General features: G+C 59.9%; 19 protein-coding genes. 13 read left to right on the top strand and 6 right to left on the bottom strand.

The window, feature by feature from the left end:
• Positions 1-192: 192 nt before the first annotated feature.
• The 3 genes from I6L38_RS00820 to hpt form a co-directional block, all read right to left on the bottom strand.
• The gene (locus tag I6L38_RS00820; RefSeq protein WP_005304632.1) at positions 193-966 is read right to left on the bottom strand and encodes an ABC transporter permease; all 774 of its coding nucleotides are present in this window, start codon (positions 964-966) and stop codon (positions 193-195) included.
• Entirely contained in the window at positions 963-1,880 is a 918-nt protein-coding gene (locus I6L38_RS00815) for an ABC transporter ATP-binding protein (protein WP_005304633.1), read from the bottom strand. The genes I6L38_RS00820 and I6L38_RS00815 overlap by 4 nt, the downstream gene beginning before the upstream one ends.
• Before the next feature lie 111 nt (positions 1,881-1,991).
• Complete coding sequence (hpt, locus tag I6L38_RS00810; RefSeq protein WP_216989011.1) at positions 1,992-2,522, bottom strand: hypoxanthine phosphoribosyltransferase; 531 nt, start codon at positions 2,520-2,522, stop codon at positions 1,992-1,994.
• A 200-nt stretch (positions 2,523-2,722) separates the two neighbouring features.
• Between hpt and I6L38_RS00805 the strand changes: the two genes are divergently transcribed.
• Entirely contained in the window at positions 2,723-3,337 is a 615-nt protein-coding gene (locus I6L38_RS00805; protein WP_005304640.1) for a TetR/AcrR family transcriptional regulator, read from the top strand.
• 73 nt (positions 3,338-3,410) lie between these two features.
• Here the strand turns inward: I6L38_RS00805 and I6L38_RS00800 are convergent, their stop codons facing one another.
• Both I6L38_RS00800 and mpl read right to left on the bottom strand, forming a co-directional pair.
• Positions 3,411-4,022, bottom strand: coding sequence for a flavin prenyltransferase UbiX (locus I6L38_RS00800; RefSeq protein ID WP_216989010.1), 612 nt, complete (start codon positions 4,020-4,022; stop codon positions 3,411-3,413).
• On the bottom strand, positions 4,019-5,389 hold the full coding sequence (mpl, locus tag I6L38_RS00795; RefSeq protein ID WP_024942490.1) for a UDP-N-acetylmuramate:L-alanyl-gamma-D-glutamyl-meso-diaminopimelate ligase: 1,371 nt from the start codon (positions 5,387-5,389) through the stop codon (positions 4,019-4,021). Before mpl ends, I6L38_RS00800 begins: the two co-directional genes overlap by 4 nt.
• 179 nt (positions 5,390-5,568) lie before the next feature.
• Here mpl and ppa point away from each other — a divergent pair, with 179 nt between their 5' ends.
• A complete protein-coding gene (gene ppa, locus I6L38_RS00790; RefSeq protein WP_005304649.1) occupies positions 5,569-6,099 on the top strand; it encodes an inorganic diphosphatase in 531 nt (176 codons plus the stop codon).
• 25 nt (positions 6,100-6,124) lie between these two features.
• On the opposite strand, the gene I6L38_RS00785 is transcribed toward ppa, so the two are convergent.
• Positions 6,125-6,487, bottom strand: coding sequence for a hypothetical protein (locus tag I6L38_RS00785; protein WP_162519050.1), 363 nt, complete (start codon positions 6,485-6,487; stop codon positions 6,125-6,127).
• Between the two features lie 124 nt (positions 6,488-6,611).
• Here I6L38_RS00785 and I6L38_RS00780 point away from each other — a divergent pair, with 124 nt between their 5' ends.
• The 11 genes from I6L38_RS00780 (at position 6,612) to I6L38_RS00730 (ending at position 16,716) form a co-directional block, all read left to right on the top strand.
• The gene (locus I6L38_RS00780) at positions 6,612-7,490 is read left to right on the top strand and encodes a hypothetical protein (protein ID WP_005304657.1); all 879 of its coding nucleotides are present in this window, start codon (positions 6,612-6,614) and stop codon (positions 7,488-7,490) included.
• Positions 7,491-7,748: 258 nt separating this feature from the next.
• A complete protein-coding gene (locus tag I6L38_RS00775) occupies positions 7,749-8,291 on the top strand; it encodes a YtfJ family protein (RefSeq protein ID WP_005304660.1) in 543 nt (180 codons plus the stop codon).
• 45 nt (positions 8,292-8,336) lie between these two features.
• Positions 8,337-8,627: a hypothetical protein gene (locus I6L38_RS00770; RefSeq protein WP_216973370.1), complete on the top strand. Its 291-nt coding sequence runs from the start codon at positions 8,337-8,339 to the stop codon at positions 8,625-8,627.
• A gap of 35 nt (positions 8,628-8,662) precedes the next feature.
• Positions 8,663-9,253 (top strand): DUF2796 domain-containing protein, encoded by a 591-nt coding sequence (locus I6L38_RS00765; protein ID WP_216989009.1) that lies wholly within the window; start codon positions 8,663-8,665, stop codon positions 9,251-9,253.
• 4 nt (positions 9,254-9,257) lie between these two features.
• Entirely contained in the window at positions 9,258-9,947 is a 690-nt protein-coding gene (locus I6L38_RS00760; RefSeq protein WP_117405738.1) for an ABC transporter ATP-binding protein, read from the top strand.
• Positions 9,941-11,188, top strand: coding sequence for an ABC transporter permease (locus I6L38_RS00755; RefSeq protein ID WP_017781523.1), 1,248 nt, complete (start codon positions 9,941-9,943; stop codon positions 11,186-11,188). Before I6L38_RS00760 ends, I6L38_RS00755 begins: the two co-directional genes overlap by 7 nt.
• Positions 11,189-11,218: 30 nt before the next feature.
• Positions 11,219-11,698 (top strand): DUF3299 domain-containing protein, encoded by a 480-nt coding sequence (locus I6L38_RS00750; protein WP_017787621.1) that lies wholly within the window; start codon positions 11,219-11,221, stop codon positions 11,696-11,698.
• Positions 11,699-11,838: 140 nt separating this feature from the next.
• Positions 11,839-12,705, top strand: coding sequence for a TIGR03899 family protein (locus I6L38_RS00745; protein WP_017787620.1), 867 nt, complete (start codon positions 11,839-11,841; stop codon positions 12,703-12,705).
• A gap of 300 nt (positions 12,706-13,005) precedes the next feature.
• Complete coding sequence (locus I6L38_RS00740; protein ID WP_216989008.1) at positions 13,006-14,634, top strand: PAS domain-containing methyl-accepting chemotaxis protein; 1,629 nt, start codon at positions 13,006-13,008, stop codon at positions 14,632-14,634.
• A gap of 679 nt (positions 14,635-15,313) precedes the next feature.
• Positions 15,314-15,613 carry a hypothetical protein gene (locus I6L38_RS00735; RefSeq protein ID WP_017780509.1) on the top strand — a complete coding sequence of 100 codons (300 nt, stop codon included), beginning with the start codon at positions 15,314-15,316 and terminating at the stop codon, positions 15,611-15,613.
• 173 nt (positions 15,614-15,786) lie between these two features.
• Positions 15,787-16,716: a S9 family peptidase gene (locus tag I6L38_RS00730; protein WP_254204174.1), complete on the top strand. Its 930-nt coding sequence runs from the start codon at positions 15,787-15,789 to the stop codon at positions 16,714-16,716.
• The last annotated feature ends 339 nt before the right edge of the window (positions 16,717-17,055 follow it).

Raw genomic sequence — 17,055 nt, 5'->3', positions numbered from 1 at the left:
GCCATTGCGCAGACCTTCCAACCGCGGGAATTATACCTTTGGGGGTAATCTGAAAATTGCGGTGGATCACAAGGTGCCGGATAAAGCCTTGATAAAAGGGTGGTTATTGGCCCTGTTCGAGATGGGGCCAGCGCAGGAGAGGTAAAAGAGGCAACAAAGAAACGGGCACCGAAAGGTGCCCGTTGCATTGCATCAGTGGCGCAGCCCGGTGCCGCGTGAGATGAGCCACCAGGCCAGACCGTAGAGAGCCACAATGAAGCCGATGATGATGAGGTAGGCGGTGCCGAGCGGCACGTCGGAAATCCCGAGAAAGCCGTAACGGAATGCGTTCACCATGTAGATGATCGGGTTCACCTGGGAGACCCCCTGCCAGAAGGGTGGCAGCAGGCTGATGGAGTAGAAGACCCCGCCCAGGTAGGTGAGCGGCGTCAGCACGAAGGTGGGGATGATGCTGATGTCGTCGAAGGTCTTGGCAAACACCGCATTGATGAGGCCGCCCAGCGAGAAGAGGATGGCGGTCAGCAGCACGGTGAAGCAGACGCTGAACAGGTGGTGGATCTGCAGCGGCACGAAGAACAGCGACACCAGGGTGACGATGAGGCCGACACAGAGGCCGCGCGCCACGCCACCGCCGACGTAACCGGCGATGATGACGTAGTTGGGCACAGGCGCCACCAGCAGCTCCTCCACGTTGCGCTGGAACTTGGCGCTGAAGAAGGAGGAGGCGACGTTGGAGTAGGAGTTGGTGATGACCGACATCATGATGAGGCCGGGCACGATGAACTCCATGTAGCTGAAGCCCCCCATGTCACCGATGCGGCCGCCGATGAGGTTGCCGAAGATGACGAAGTAGAGGCTCATGGTGATGGCGGGCGGCACCAGGGTCTGGATCCAGATCCGGGTGAAGCGGCTGATCTCCTTGGCCAGAATGCTCTTGAAGGCGATGTAGTAAGTGGTCAGGTTCATGCTTTTCTCCCCTCCTCGACCAGGCTGACGAACAGCTCTTCCAGCCGGTTGGCCTTGTTGCGCATGCTCAGTACCTGCACCTGCTGGCTCGACAGCTGATCGAACAGGCTGTTGAGGGACTGGCTCTTGTCCAGATCCACCTCCAGGGTGCGCTCGTCCTGCATGCGGCCGTTGAACTCCGGCAGGTTCGGCACGGCGGAGCCCGGCGCCAGATCCAGCATGAAGGTCTCGCGGCCCAGCTTGCCCAGCAGCTTCTTCATGCTGGTGTTCTCGATGAGGCGCCCCTTGTCGATGATGCCGATGTTGCGACACAGCATCTCCGCCTCTTCCAGATAGTGGGTGGTGAGTATGATGGTGACGCCCTGCTCGTTGAGATCCTTGAGGAAATTCCACATGGAGCGACGGATCTCGATGTCCACCCCGGCGGTCGGCTCGTCGAGGATCAGCAGCTTGGGCTCATGCATCAGGGCGCGGGCGATCATCAGCCGGCGCTTCATGCCGCCGGAGAGGGTGCGGGCCGGCATGTCGCGCTTGTCCCACAGGTCGAGCTGACGCAGGTACTTCTCGGCGCGGATCTTGGCCTCGGCCCGCGGCACGCCATAGAAGCCGGCCTGATGGGTGACGATCTGGATCACCTTCTCGAACTGGCTGAAGTTGAACTCCTGCGGCACCAGCCCGAGCTGGGCCTTGGCCTCTTCCAGGTGAGTGTCGATGTCGTAGCCGAACACCTTCACCTTGCCGGCACTCTTGTTCACCAGCGAGCTGATGATGCCGATGGTGGTGGACTTGCCCGCCCCGTTGGGGCCGAGCAGGGCGAAGAAATCCCCCTGTTTGACAGTGAGATCAATGCCTTTAAGGGCTTCGACGCCCCCCTGATAGGTCTTCTTCAGGCCGCTGATTTCCAGTGCGTTCATTGCAACCCCTGTGATGGCTCATCCCATCTCGAGACAGAAAAGGCGGCCAAGGCCGCCTGCAGACAGAAAATGGCGCTCTGCCACCTTGCCCGTCATATTCCTGAACCTTGCTTACTCTTGCGGCATTACCTTGCCGATGAACGGCAGATTGCGGTACTTCTGGGCATAATCGATACCGCAGCCCACCACGAATTCATCCGGAATGGAGAAACCGATCCAGTCCACCGGCACCTGTACTTCACGGCGGGACGGCTTGTCCAGCAGGGTGCAGATGGCCAGGGATTTCGGCTCGCGCAGAGAGAGGATCTCGCGCACCTTGTTGAGGGTGTAGCCGGTGTCGATGATGTCTTCGACGATCACCACGTCCTTCCCTTTGATGTCGTCATCCAGGTCTTTCAGGATGCGCACGTCACGGGTGCTGTGCATGCCGGAGCCATAGCTGGAGGCGGTCATAAAATCCAGGGTGATGGGCAGCTGGGTCTGGCGGCACAGGTCGGCCAGGAAGACGCAGGAGCCGCGCAGCAGGCCGATCATGACCACTTCATCAGAGCCCTGGTAACGGGCGGTGATCTCTTCACCCAATTTGGCGATCCGGGCGGCGACTTCAGCCTCGGAGATCATCACCTCGACAGTGTGTTTCATCACTTACTCCATAATGGCCAAAGCAAATTTGGCCGTTCATTAACGTCAAAACCGATGATTCTACCATTCAAGCCGAAGGGCGTCAGGCATACGTGATGCTTTTATCGGCTTATTTTAATTGATAGAGTTAGCAGGCCCTCGGGCATTATCGGTGACAATACTATAAACACCATAATCAATAACTATTAGATGAAAAAACTATGGAACCACGCGCAGAAATTAGACGTCGAACCCGGCTTTCGCCGGAGGCCCGACGCAATCAATTGATGGAATGTGCCATCGAGGTGTTTTCCCGTCGCGGCATCGGCCGTGCGGGTCACGCCGAAATCGCAGAACAGGCCAAGGTCTCGGTTGCTACCGTGTTCAACTATTTCAACACCCGTGAAGAGCTGGTGGATGAAGTGTTGGCCGAGATCGAACGTTTCGTGCATCAGATGCTGGAACAGGCCTACTCCGGCCAGGGCCCGGTCAGCGACAGCATTCGCCGCCACGTGAAGCTGTTTGTTGACGCCGCCTACGATCAGCCTGACCACGCCAGCATCTGGCTGGAGTGGAGCTCATCGGTGCGGGAAGAGGTCTGGCCCCGTTACGCCAAGCTGCTGGACAAGGCTCTGGAACGCATTGCACCTCACCTGCAACGCGCCATGGATGCCGGCGAGATCCAGAGTGTGCTGTCGGCGCAGGATCTGGCCCGCTCCCTGACCGGCTTCGGCTACGTCATGATGCAGATGATCAATCAGCCACAACGCCCGAGCCGGGAAGAGGTGACCGATTTTCTGTTCAAGTACGTAACCGCCCCCATCCAGGCAGCCTAATCCGCTCCAGCAAAAAAGCGGCGCCGAACTGTTCAGGTCGGCGCCGCTTTTGTTTGTCCGCTATTCGCTCATCTCACCCTTTGGCGTAGCCCCAGCGGCGGGTCAGCTCGTGCTCGATCCCCAGATGATCGAGGATCCGCGCCACCATGAAGTCCACCAGATCCGCGATGCTTTTCGGCTCATGATAAAAGCCCGGCGCCGCTGGCATGATGGTCACCCCAAGGCGGGCCAGTTTCAGCATGTTCTCCAGGTGGATCGCCGAGAAAGGGCTCTCGCGGGGCACCAGGATCAGCTGGCCGCGCTCCTTGATCACCACGTCCGCCGCCCGCTCCAGCAGGTTGTCGGAGGTGCCGTTGGCAATGGCCGAGACGGTGCCCATGGAGCAGGGGCAGACCACCATCTGCTTGGGCGCTGCCGAGCCCGAAGCCACCGGCGAGAACCACTCCTCCTTGCCACAGGCGACGATCTGCCCCTCCTTGGCGCCATATTGGCGACAGAGAAAGGCAGAGAGCTCTTTCGGCGAGCCCGGCCACTCCTGCTGCTGCTCGGTCTTGAGCACCACACGAGCCGCCGAGGAGGCGAGCAGGTAGACCCGATAGTCCGCCTGCACCAGGCATTCCAGCAGGCGCAGGGCATATGGGGCGCCGGAGGCGCCGGTCAGCGCCAGGGTGATCGCTTTGTTCATAGCTGGCCGTGATAGTCCTTGAGGCGGGCGATCAGCTTGTCATGAATGCCGCCGAAGCCGCCGTTGCTCATGATCAGAATATGATCGCCATCGCGGCACTCGGCCACCAGCCGGTTGATCAGGGTTTCCAGATCGTTGAACACCTTGGCCGGTCGGGTCATGTGGGCGGTCACCTCGCCGAGATCCCAGCCGATGTTGGGCGGCTGGAAGAAGAACACCTCGTCGGCGCCGTCGAAGCAGCCGGCCAGCTCTTCCTTGTGCACTCCCAGCTTCATGGTGTTGGAGCGGGGCTCCAGCACCGCCAGGATGCGGGCCTTGCCCACCTTGGCACGCAGGCCGCCGAGGGTGGTTTCGATGGCAGTGGGGTGGTGGGCGAAGTCGTCATAGATGCTGATGCCGGCCACTTCCCCCTTGAGCTCCATCCGCCGCTTGGGAGACTTGAACTGGCAGAGGGCCGCTATGCCGTGCTCCACCATGACACCGGCATGGCGGGCGGCGGCGATGGCCATCAGGCCGTTGTTGACGTTGTGCTCGCCGATGCACTCCCAGTGCACCTCGCCCTGCTTCACCCCGTCCAGCCATACCTCGAAGGCAGAGCCATCGTCGGCCAGCTTGACTGCCTTCCACTTGGCATCGTCCTGACCCACCAGCTCCACTTCGCTCCAGCAGCCCATCTTGCGTACGGCAACCAGATTCTCGTCCCCCTTGGGGAAGAGCACTCGACCGTTGCTCGGCACGGTGCGCATCAGGTGGTGGAACTGACGCTGGATGGCGGCGAGATCCGGGAAGATATCCGCGTGGTCGAACTCCAGGTTGTTCATCACCAGGGTACGCGGGTGGTAGTGAACAAACTTGGAGCGCTTGTCGAAGAAGGCGCAGTCATACTCGTCCGCCTCGATGACAAAGAAGGGAGCCGAGCCCAGACGGGCGGAGACCGGGAAGTTGCCGGGCACGCCGCCGATGAGGAAACCGGGCTCCAGCTTGGCGTATTCCAGTACCCAGGCCAGCATGCTGGCGGTGGTGGTCTTGCCGTGGGTGCCGGCGACGGCCAGCACCCAGCGATCCTGCAGCACGTGCTCCAGCAGCCACTGGGGGCCGGAGATGTAGGGCAGATTGCGATCCAGCACATACTCCACACAGGGGTTGCCGCGGCTCATGGCGTTGCCGACCACCACCAGATCCGGCGCCGGATCGAGCTGGGAAGGATCGTAGCCTTCGGTCAGTTCGATGCCCTGTTGCTCGAGCTGGGTACTCATGGGGGGATAGACGTTGGCGTCAGAGCCGGTGACCCGATAACCAAGCTGTTTTGCCAACACCGCCAGACCACCCATGAAGGTGCCGCAGATCCCGAGAATGTGAATATGCATACCGCTTCCTTTCGCAGTAAAGGGAAGTGCGCATTCTAACAAGGTGACGGCAATTTGGCAGACCCAAGCTGCACGGTATCCACCAACTCTGTCGCAGTGGCCCTGAAATATGGTCATTTGACGCGACATCGCTATAATATCGGCCTGCAAACTTGACTCCAACACTCAAAGGAAACGTCATGAGCCTGAATCTGGTACCGGCTGGCAAGAGCCTGCCCGACGACATCTACGTCATCATCGAAATCCCGCAGAACGCCGACCCGATCAAATATGAAGTCGACAAGGACAGCGGTGCCATCTTCGTTGATCGCTTCATGTCTACCCCGATGTTCTATCCGTGCAACTACGGCTACGTGAACGCCACCCTGTCTCTGGATGGTGATCCGGTTGACGTGCTGGTTCCGACTCCCTACCCGCTGCTGGCCGGCTCCGTCATTCGCTGCCGCCCGGTTGGCGTGCTGAAGATGACCGACGAATCTGGCGAAGACGCCAAGATCGTGGCCGTTCCGCACTCCAAGCTGACCAAGCAGTACGACCACATCCAAGATGTGAACGATCTGCCCGAGCTGCTGCGCGCCCAGATCCAGCACTTCTTCGAGCGCTACAAAGAGCTGGAAGCTGGCAAGTGGGTCAAGGTTGAAGGCTGGGGCGACAAGGCCGCTGCCGAAGCAGAGATCAAGAGCTCTGCCGAGCGTTACGCTGCCAAGTAAGCGTAACCTTCGTGAAAAAGGCGCCTCAGGGCGCCTTTTTCGTGGGTTGTTGCGGGCGTTGACCCGGCGTCACACCACTGGGATCCCCCTGTATATAGATGTCACGTCCATCCTGCTGATAGGGCCGATAGTAATTCCCCCCGCAGCGATAACTGCCGCCAGCATCGCTCATCAGCTCGCAGTTCACCGGCAGCACCTCAAGCCACTTGATGGCCTGCTGAAAGCGCAGCCACTCCTGCCACTCATGTTCCTTCGCCAGCTTGTCGCGCAGGGCAAAGGTATCCGCACTGGACATTCCCTGGTTGACGATGACAGGCCCCGCCGCGGCCGGCAGCGTGGCCAACAGCAGCAACAAGGGTGTGATTCGCTTCATGACGGTTTCCTGCATGACTTATTTCCAGAATTAAATTAAAAGCCCGATCAATCTGTTATCAAAATCACAAATGTCAGACTCATCCAAAATCGGCCAGCTCACCTAGTTGTTTATTATCACCCCGAGCAGGATGCACATCATGAAACTGGCACAAGGTCTGTTGTTGAGTCTAGTGTTCGCGTCCATGGCCGGGGCCAACGAGGTCACCCTGAGCTGGCAGTGGCAATCGAGCGACGGTCAGCAGAAGCATCTGCAACTGAATGCGGACGAGCGGGTCATCGCCGCCAGTCGCCACGAGATGACCCTGCTCGATGCCTCCCTCAACTATCCGCTGGAAACCCTCTACTCCTACATCAGCCCGCGGCTCTACAACAGCATCAACCTCATCAACCAGACCAGCCCTGAGACCGCCACCAAGTTTCGCAATCTGGAGCAGGCCTTCACCCTGCACGACGATAGCATGGAGTCGACCCTGTTCTGGCAGGCCTATCAGCAATATCAGGACGACGCCTTCTATCAGATGCGGGTGGTGCCCTGCGTTCACCCCGCCAACCGCAAGCTGCCCTGCGTGCGCCCCAACTATTCCCAGCTGTTCTACCAGTTCAAGGGCGACCTGAGGCCCCTGGCGAAACAGTTCCTGGCCAAGGATCTCGCCACCAGCGTCGGCCTGCTGCAGGAGTGGCTGAGCGGCATCCCTACTCCGCCCGAACAGATGGACCACTTCGCACCGCCGCTGCAGGCCTTGCAGAACAACAAGGCGGACAGCGACGAGAAGGCGCTGCTGATGGCAAGCCTCTTGGCCGAGCTGGCCCCCCAGTACATGCTCAGCATCATCTATCCGAACATCAGCATCGGCAGCGTCTCGCCAGCCTGGCTGGCCATCACTGCCGACAGTGGTTTGAAAGGAGATACAGTGGTGATCGGCAACCAGCGCCACATTCTGCTGACCGGCTCTCCCCTGCTGGCCCAGCAGATGACCATGGCCAAGATCCCGCTGGTGAGCGAACCGCTCTACTGAGGCCTATCCCCTTCCTCAAGTCTGGCTGCAGAGCGCGGCCAGACTCCTCAAACCAGTTTATAAGCAATTGATTTTTATCGACTGCGTGCCATCCTAGCCGCCTTTGTCCACCAGCCCCCGTGCTGGCGGGCAGTCGAACACCTCAATGCCGGCTTTTATTTAACACTTTTTAAACAGATCCGATCAGTTTAGGATGAGTTCGGCCCCATTCCCTCAATGCAAAAATCGTTATAACATAACAAAAGGAGTGTCATCAGGATGAAACATCTCGTACTTACTCTGGCGCTGCTGCCAACGCTGGCCCTGGCTCACAACATCAAGGAATCGGCCCAGGTTCCGCTGGTCAACATCGGCGACAAGGGTGAACTGGTTCTGAAAGAGAAAGAGATCAGCTATCAGCCCTGGCAAAGCAAGGTGCTGGCCGGCAAGGTCTTTCTGATCCAGCACATCGCCGGTCGTTCCAGCGCCAAGGAGCTCAACGCCCCCATGATCGAAGCGATCAAGGCGGCCAAGCTGCCCCACGACAAGTACCAGACCGTCACCATCATCAACAGCAATGACGCCATCTGGGGTACCTCCGGCTTTGTGAAGAGCAGTGCCGAGGACAGCAAGAAGGAATTCCCCTGGTCCGCCATGGTGCTGGATGCCAAGGGCATGGCCCGCAACGCCTGGGATCTGGCGCCGGAAAGCTCGGCCATCATCCTGCTGGACAAAGAGGGCAAGGTGCTGTTCGTCAAGGACGGTCAGCTCGATGCCAACAATATCGCTACCGTGATGGGGCTCATCCAGTCCCATCTCTAAGCCAGAGATAAAGGGGCGCTGATGGCGCCCCTTTGATAGGGGTCTATGGGTCGTACCAAGCTGAAAATCTGGTTGCTGCTGCTGGGCTGGTTGTGGCTGCAACCCGTGCTGGCACAACATCCGCTGGAAGCCGACCTGCCCGGCCACAACCACGCCTGCGTCCTCTGCGCCCTGCATCTGGATGGCAAGCTGGCACTCACCCCAACCCAGGTCATCCCCTCGCCACAGCTCGTCATCGGCAAGCTCCTTGATGCCGCCTTGCCCAAACCTCATGCCACCCCCTCAGGTCAGTGCCGCATTCGCGCACCGCCACCACTTCATCGCTTATCCGGCTAAATCCATTTTTCAATAAATTTTTCAAAGGATTAACGATGAAAGCAGTCACCCTGTTACTGGCGGCCGCCGCATTTGGCGTGCAGGCAAACCACGATGAACACGACAGTCACGGCCACGGTGCCCACGAGCACGGCCACGGCCACCTCAACCTGGTGCTCGATGGCAACCAGCTGATGATCGAGCTGCAGGCCCCCGCCGCCGATCTGGTGGGCTTCGAGCACGCCGCCAAGAGCGATGACGAGAAGGCGCAATACGCCAAGGCAGTGGCTCAGCTCAAGCAACCCGATGCCCTGCTGCGCTTCGACCCGGCCGCCGGCTGCACGCTGACCCAGCAGGCGCTGCAGGCCGCCAAGGAAGATCACGACCATGACCATGACCATGACCATGACCATGACCACCAGAAGTCTGACGGCAAGCACGACGAACACCAGCACGACGATGCCGGTCACGCCGACATGGGTGCCATGTACACCTACACCTGCGCGGAGCCAGCCAAACTGACCGGGCTGGAAGCCACCCTGTTCAGCGTCTATCCGAGCCTGGAGAAGCTGAGCGTGCAGGGCATCCTGCCCAGCGGCCAGACCGCGGCCGAGCTGACCCCCTCCGCCAACAAACTGAGCTGGTAACGCCATGAAAAATGCCGTGGTTGAGATCCGCGATCTGGCCTTTTCCTGGCCGGGTCACGAGGTTGTACTCGATCTTCCCGCCCTCACCATCGGCGAGGGGGAACGGGTGTTCATCAAGGGACCGTCCGGTTCGGGCAAGTCGACCCTGCTCGGCCTGCTGGCCGGGATCCAGACCGCCAACCACGGCACCCTGGAGGTGCTGGGCCAACCGCTGGCCCGGCTCTCTGGCCGGGCCCGTGACCACTTCCGGGCGGCCAATCTGGGTTACATCTTCCAGCAGTTCAACCTGCTGCCGTTTTTATCCGTGCAGGACAACGTCACCAGCGCCCTCACCTTCTCCCCCGAGAAGCGGGCCCGGCTGCAGGGCAGCCCGGCCGACGAGGCGCGCCGCCTGCTGCGGGAATTACAACTGCCCGAGGAGGCGCTGCACAGGCCCGTCCATGCCCTCAGCATCGGCCAGCAGCAACGGGTGGCCGCCGCCCGCGCGCTGATCGGCTCGCCACCGCTGGTGATCGCCGACGAGCCCACCTCCGCGCTGGATACCGACAACCGGGCCGCCTTCATCAAGCTGCTGTTCGAGGAGTGCGACAAGCAGGGCTCGACCCTGGTCTTCGTCAGCCACGACCCCTACCTCGAGCCGCTCTTCCCGCGGGTGGAGAACCTGCAACAACTGAACCGGAGGGCAACATGCTGAAACTCGCCCTGCAAAGCCTCTGGGCCCGCCGCCTCACCGCCGGGCTCACCCTGCTGGCGGTCGCCATCAGCGTCACCCTGCTGCTCGGAGTGGAGCGAGTGCGCAATCAGGCGCGCGAGAGCTTCGCCAACACGGTGTCGGGCACGGACCTCATCGTCGGCGCCCGCTCCGGCCAGGTGAACCTGCTGCTCTATTCGGTGTTTCGCATCGGCAATCCCACCAACAACGTGGGCTGGGACGCCTATCAGGCCATCAAGCAACAACCCGGCATCGCCTGGACCATCCCGCTTTCCCTTGGCGACTCCCACAAGGGGTTTCGCGTGCTTGGCACCAATGGCGACTACTTCACCCACCTCAAATATGGCCAGCAGCAGGCACTGGAGCTGCGGGAAGGGAGAGCGTTCGACACGCCGTTCGAGGCTGTGCTCGGCGCCCAGGTGGCCGAGAAGCTCGGCTATCACCTGGGGCAGTCCATCGTCATCGCCCACGGCGCCGGCAACACCTCGTTCAGTCAGCACGACAACCTGCCGTTCAAGGTGGTGGGGATCCTGGCACCGACCGGCACCCCCATCGATCGCACCATCCATGTGCCGCTGGCCGGTATCGAGGCGATCCACCTGGGCTGGGACACCGGCCGTCACAGCAAGAACGTGACCGCCGAGCAGGCACTGGCGCAGGATCTCACCCCCAAGACCATCACCGCCTTCATGGTGGGGCTCAGCAACCGGATCCTGGCGTTCCAGCTGCAGCGCAGCGTCAATACCTACCGGGGCGAGCCGCTGATGGCGATCCTGCCGGGGGCCGCCCTGCAGGAGCTGTGGAGCCTGATGAGCGTGGCGGAGACGGCGCTGTCGGTGATCGCCGGTTTCGTGGTGGTGGCAGGCCTCATCGGCATGCTGACCACCCTGCTGGCCGGCCTCAACGAGCGGCGCCGTGAGCTTGCCATCTTGCGCTCCCTCGGCGCCGGCCCCTCCCACCTGTTCCTGCTGCTGGCGCTGGAGGCGATGGCCCTCACCACCGCCGGCATTGCGCTCGGGGTGGCCGCGCTCTACCTGGGCCAAGCCCTTGCCACCCCCTGGCTGCTCGGTCACTATGGCCTGCAATTGAGCCTGGGGCTGCCAAGCGCCCACGAGTGGCAACTGCTGGGGCTGGTCTGGCTGGCCGGCATGGTGATAGGCCTGTTGCCCGCCGCCCGCGCCTATCGCTACAGCCTGAGCGATGGCATGAGCATTCGCGTCTAGCCAGGCGCCCATAAGAAACGAGAAGGACAGATGATGAAGTGGAAAATCGTGGCGCTGCTGGCCGCCCTGCTGACGCTGCCGGCCATGGCCGCCGACTACAAGACCATCGACTGGGATGTGCTCATTCCGGAAGGTGAAAAACTGCTGCCCCCACCCCAGGTGAGCCACGATGGCAATCTTGCCTCAGTGCCCCAGCCGGTGGGTGGGGTCAACAAGAAGCTGGATAACCAAGAGGTGCGCATCCCGGGCTTCGTGGTGCCGCTGGAGGGGGACGCCAAGAAGATCACCGCCTTCCTGCTGGTGCCCTACTTCGGCGCCTGCATCCATGTGCCGCCCCCGCCCACCAACCAGGTGGTCTATGTGAGCTACCCCAAGGGAGCGCCGGTGGACGACCTGTGGGACGCCATCTGGGTGAAGGGCAAGATGCGCACGGTCAGCTCCAGTCACGAGATGGCCACCGCCTCCTATTCGCTGGAGGCGGTCGAGGTCAGCGTCTACGAAGAGCAGTAACCAGGCACAGACGGCCTCCCGCGGGAGGCCGTTTTGTTATCCGCGAAGGCAAGAACCCGGCCAGCCCCTGCCTGAGGGATTGCCCGCCATCCCGGTTGGAGTAACATTCAAGGCCTAGACCTTGCGATCACGGAGCCAGCATGGCTGACCTGCCCCCGCCCAAGAAAGAGAGTTCCATCCTGAGCAGCCAGGAGCAGACCCTGCGCCTGGCCCGCAGCCGCGGCATCGACGGCATGCTCACCCGCAACAGCGACAGCACCTTCGAGCAGCGCGCCGCTTTTCGCCAACTGGCGGATCAGGCCGCCCGCCAGCGCAACCTGGAATCCATCATGGTGATGGCCTCCCGCCACTGCGAGGAGACGGCCGCCGGCGGCGAGATGGACAGCGACTGGCTGACCCACTTCCTGCAACTGGCGGAAGACATCAGCATGGTGCCCATGCAACAGCTGTGGGGCCGCATCTTCGCCATCGAGATCGCTACCCCGGGCCGCTTCTCCATCCGTGCCCTCTCCACCCTCAAGGAGATGACCCAGCGCGAGGCCCAGCTGTTCCAGCGCATCTGCTCCCTCTCCTGCCACTACGTGGGCAGCGACGAGCAGCGCCTGCTGCTGGGACTGCACAAGGGGGCCAGCCTGCTCAGCCGCGCCCGGGTGACCCGGCTCGGCCTTGGCAAGTACCGCATCCCCTACAACGCCCTGCTGCAGCTGTTCGAGCTCGGCCTGCTGCACCGCGGCGAGCTGGAATCCGGCCCGCTGCCCGCCGACGGGGTGGAGCTGGAGTTCGGCGATCAGCGCTGGCGCCTGCAGCGCAAGCAGACCAACATCACCCTGCTCTACTACCGGTTGACCCCGGTCGGCAACGAGCTCGCCCAGCTGCTGCAGGAGCCGCCGCTGGAGGAGTACCTGCAGGATCTGAAAACCGTGCTGGTGCAGGGGCTGCAGATCGAGACCATGATGCTGACCCCGCCCGCCGGGCCTGAACCGGCCCCGGCCGAACCGACCCCCTGATCCTCCGGAGCCCGTCAGGGCTCCGCTGTTTTGCGCCTGCCGCCGCCGCTCGCGAAATGGCGCCATCGTTGCCAAAACGGTTCCTGAAATGCAAATCCCCCCCCTCTGACTCGCCAGCCCCACGCCCGTAGCTCCACTCGCCACTGGCCATCCCCCCCCCCCCGCCGTACCGCATGATTGCCGCATGAGTGCCGCATGAGTGCCGCATGAGTGCCGCATGATCGACGTTTTTCGCCCCCACTGGTGCAGCCCTTGCATTGGTGATGACTCCTTCCCCACAACTCGGTTTCGGAGCACACCATGAGAGTCAATCAGCCTGTCACCCAGCATGAGCGTCGCTATCCCGAACACCAGCACCTCATCTCCACCACGGATCTGGAGAGCCGCATCACCTACGCCAACGAGGAGTTCTGCCAGATTGCCGGCTTCACGCTGGAGGAGCTGCAGGGGGAGCACCACAATCTGGTGCGCCACCCGGACATGCCCAAGCAGGCCTTCGCCGACCTCTGGCACCATATCCGGGCCGGCAAGAGCTGGATGGGGCCGGTGAAGAATCGCTGCAAGAACGGCGATCACTACTGGGTCAGCGCCTTCGTCACGCCGATCAAGGATGCCCACGGCAAGGTGGTGGAGTACCAATCGGTGCGCACCGCCCCCAGCGAGGAGATCAAGCAGCGGGCCGAGCGCATCTATGCCGGGCTGCGCGCAGACAAAGCGCCGCTGGCGCTCAGGCTGCCGGCCTTCTCCCACACGCTGGCAATCACCCTCTGCCTGCTGCCGAGCCTGGTGGCCATGATGGCGCTGGGGTATGAGCAGGCCTCCGGCTGGCTGCTGGCCCTGGCCGTGCTGCCTTTGCTGCTGGCGGCCATGATCACCCAGGCCCTGAGCCGTCGCCTCGGCAAGCTCGACAAGCTGGCCCGCAGCCGCTTTGACAACCCGCTGATGCAACTGCTCTACACCAACAAGGTCGACAACATCGCCGCCATCGAGCTCGCCATGCTGATGAACCAGGCCGAGTTCAACGCCGTGCTGGCGCGCACCCAGCAGACCTGCAGCCGGATCCTGCACTCGGCGGAGGGCGATCTGCGCAATGCCGAATCCATCACCAGCAACCTGCAACAACAACAGGCCGAGACCAATCAGGTTGCCACCGCCATCACCCAGATGGCCGAGTCGATCCGCGAGGTGTCCCACAGCTCCACCGCCGCCTCCGACCTGCTGGATGAAACCGCCGACCTGTTCCGGGAAGGCAACCGCAGCGTGCAGGAGACCATAGGGGCGGTCGAGGGGATGCACGGCGAGATAGCCACCTCCAAGACGGTAATCCACACCCTGGCGACCCAATGCCGGGACATCGACGGCATCCTGGACGTCATCAACAACATCGCCAACCAGACCAACCTGCTGGCCCTCAATGCGGCCATCGAGGCGGCCCGTGCCGGTGAGGCGGGCCGTGGTTTCTCGGTGGTGGCGGACGAGATCAGATCCCTGGCCATCAAGACCCAGTCCTCCACCGGCGAGATCCAGAAGATGATCAACCTGCTGCAAACCAGCGCGGCCAACGCCGAGCAGGCGATGGAAAAAGGGGGGGCTCTCTCCGCCAGCTGCCAGCAGAAGGCCTCCGCTACCGGCGACGTGCTGCAGCAGATCAACAGCATGTTGCAGCAGGTCGCCTCCGGCAGCAGCCAGATAGCCCAGGCCGTGCAGGAGCAGTCCCAGGTCACTGCCGACATCGATCGCAACGTGCTCAGCATCAAGACCCTGGCCGATGACTCCAGCGTCGGCAGTCAGCATGCCGTCCACGGCATCAACCAGCTGGTGCGGCAACTGAGCGACCTGGATCGGCTGGTACGCCAGTTCCAGCAACAACCCGCCTCTCCACAAGTCGTCAATCCCAGCCCTGCCGGCCAGGTGGTGCTAGCCCGCTGATCCCGAGACCGTGCGCTAACAACAAAAAAGGCCCCTGTCGTCACCGACAGCGGGCCCATTTATCTCTGGTGGGAAACGCAGATCTGACTGGGCCGGGATGCCCATGCCATCACTGGCCCGGCCTTGATGCCATTACCTTGGCATCTGCTCTGCAACTCATTCAACAGAGTGGCATCCCGCAGTTCATTCCCCCCGCCCAAATACGCAGCGAGCATTGAGAAAGTACGGACGCTGAGATACCTCTACCGCCCCCCATGGCAGCTCAATTTATTGATCTTGCCCGAGAAATCACTCACTCCCCCTTCCCTAACCAGCTCCGTTCGGTAACATGGCCATCAGATCCTCTCTTGTCGGAGTCAGCCATGTACCAGACCAGAGCCACACCGCAGGGAAAGCGCAGCAGACTGGAGGCTGAAATTCAGGGGCGGTAGCCTTGCCTGAGGAATAGCCACGCGGGTGGCGACCGGCTGCGCGTTATTAACAAGGATGACAGCCCTGATTTTGTTGGCGCCATTATTTCACTGCCCAGGTGATAACACTAAAAAACGCCACACCCAGCCAGGCTACTAATTTCACTGGAAACGCTTCGCCATAAAAGGCAGCATTTCCCTTCAGATATAATACGCCAATACGTAATATCTCCTTGGCGCATTAAAAAATTAAAGAGTTCAGAGGCAATATGAACAACACAGACGCAGTACCGCCATATGAGACGCAAGAAATAGGCACACCACTGGATTACACATCTGACATGTACCGCGTCTATTTCGAGATTCGTGATCATGATGGTATGGCCAAGAAAATCATTTCTGGTTTTCTTGGCCCAGCACGGGCTGAAAAAATTGAAACCTTGGCCCATGGCTATGAAATGGAGCTTCCCATTCAATGCATACCAGAAATAATCAGGCTGCTGGCAACTGAAAACATAGCGATATATCAGGTCGTTCGTTATGCAAAAACCAATAACAGCTGGGGCTAGTATCATTACCATGATGCCATGGCAACCTGACCCACTTGCATTTTATGAGCTCGGCAGGATTGCTGCGCTCTGCATGGTTGCGCCTTGTTCTGATCGCCAAGGGTAAAATGAGAATGCGAACAATATATTTATTGTTGCTATTTTTGACATGCTCGACAAGCGCCCAAGAGATCATGACTCGCACAGCCAGCAGGGATGATGGCTCACCTATCTCCTATTACTTGGTCCAATATACCCATGATACAGACACCTTGCTGTTGATTCTGCAAGGCTCTGATTGCAACAGCGTGCTTAACATTGACTCGATACTCTCTGACTATAAAAATGTTTGGCCAGAAGCTGATATTCTGCTGGTCGAAAAGTACGACATCAATCGTAAATTAAAATACAGTACCGATCGGGCACGCAAGGATTGCCCTGCTCAGAACCTTGAAAAGGACAGCCCTGCGCAGCGGGTCGCGGATATCAAGGCTGTGCTCGATATCGTTCGAAAAGATGGGCAATACAAGACATTAATTCTCTTGGGCGGCAGTGAAGGGGCCGTTATCGCCAACCTAGTGAGCGCAGATGTTGACTATATCGATGCCACCATTTCCTTTAATGGTGGCGGTCGCTGGTTTATCGATGACGTTTCACACAGTATCGCTGTCAAACATAACAACCCAGCAGAGGCGAGAAAAGAGATCGACGGTTTTAAAGGGTTTGCCGAACATGTTCTTAACAGCAAACCATTTGAACTTGATGTGAGCGGACACGGCTATCATTGGTGGCAGCAGATGCTCTCCCTCGATCAGCTTGATACCCTTATAAAAGTCAATTCTCCTTTGCTGATCATTCAGGGTGGAATGGACACCTCGGTATCACCTCAAAAAACAGATGAAATGATGCTACGCCTTAAAGAGCTCGGAAAAAGCAATATCGAGTATCGACGCTACGAAGCACTGGATCATGGGTTGAAAAACAGTGATGGGACAAGCCTTCGCAAAGAGGTCGTCAGCGATATAAATATGTGGTTAAGGCCGAAGCTAAGTAATCCTAACAATAAACCCAGCGTCAACTTATTGAAGCTGGGCAGGCTGGATACTGAAATTCAGGGGAGGTAGCGTAGTTTTTACAAGTTGGCGCAGAGCGCAGCAAAGCCCAACGGACGAGCATGAACACGTAAACCAGAGCGGGATAAACATGTATTGGCCCGATCGGTAACACAAATTGGCAGATACGTTTCGAGGTAAACGTTGGGCTTCACTACGTTCAGCACCAACCTACAATTTTTGGCCCAACATACGAGATGTATTTGCACACAGTATGGATGCTAGTGGAGCCCCATATTGGATATAGAGGAAACACGACCATTTATCCTACAATTAATGCAAGAAACATTGATATAACATATTGAAAGTATGGATAACTACATTGATGTGATACAAAAAATTGGCAGGATA

Source organism: Aeromonas sp. FDAARGOS 1408, from assembly GCF_019048665.1.
Lineage (GTDB): Bacteria > Pseudomonadota > Gammaproteobacteria > Enterobacterales > Aeromonadaceae > Aeromonas > Aeromonas dhakensis.
Note: the sequence above shows the minus strand (reverse complement) of the source record. Positions and strands in the feature narration are given on the sequence as shown.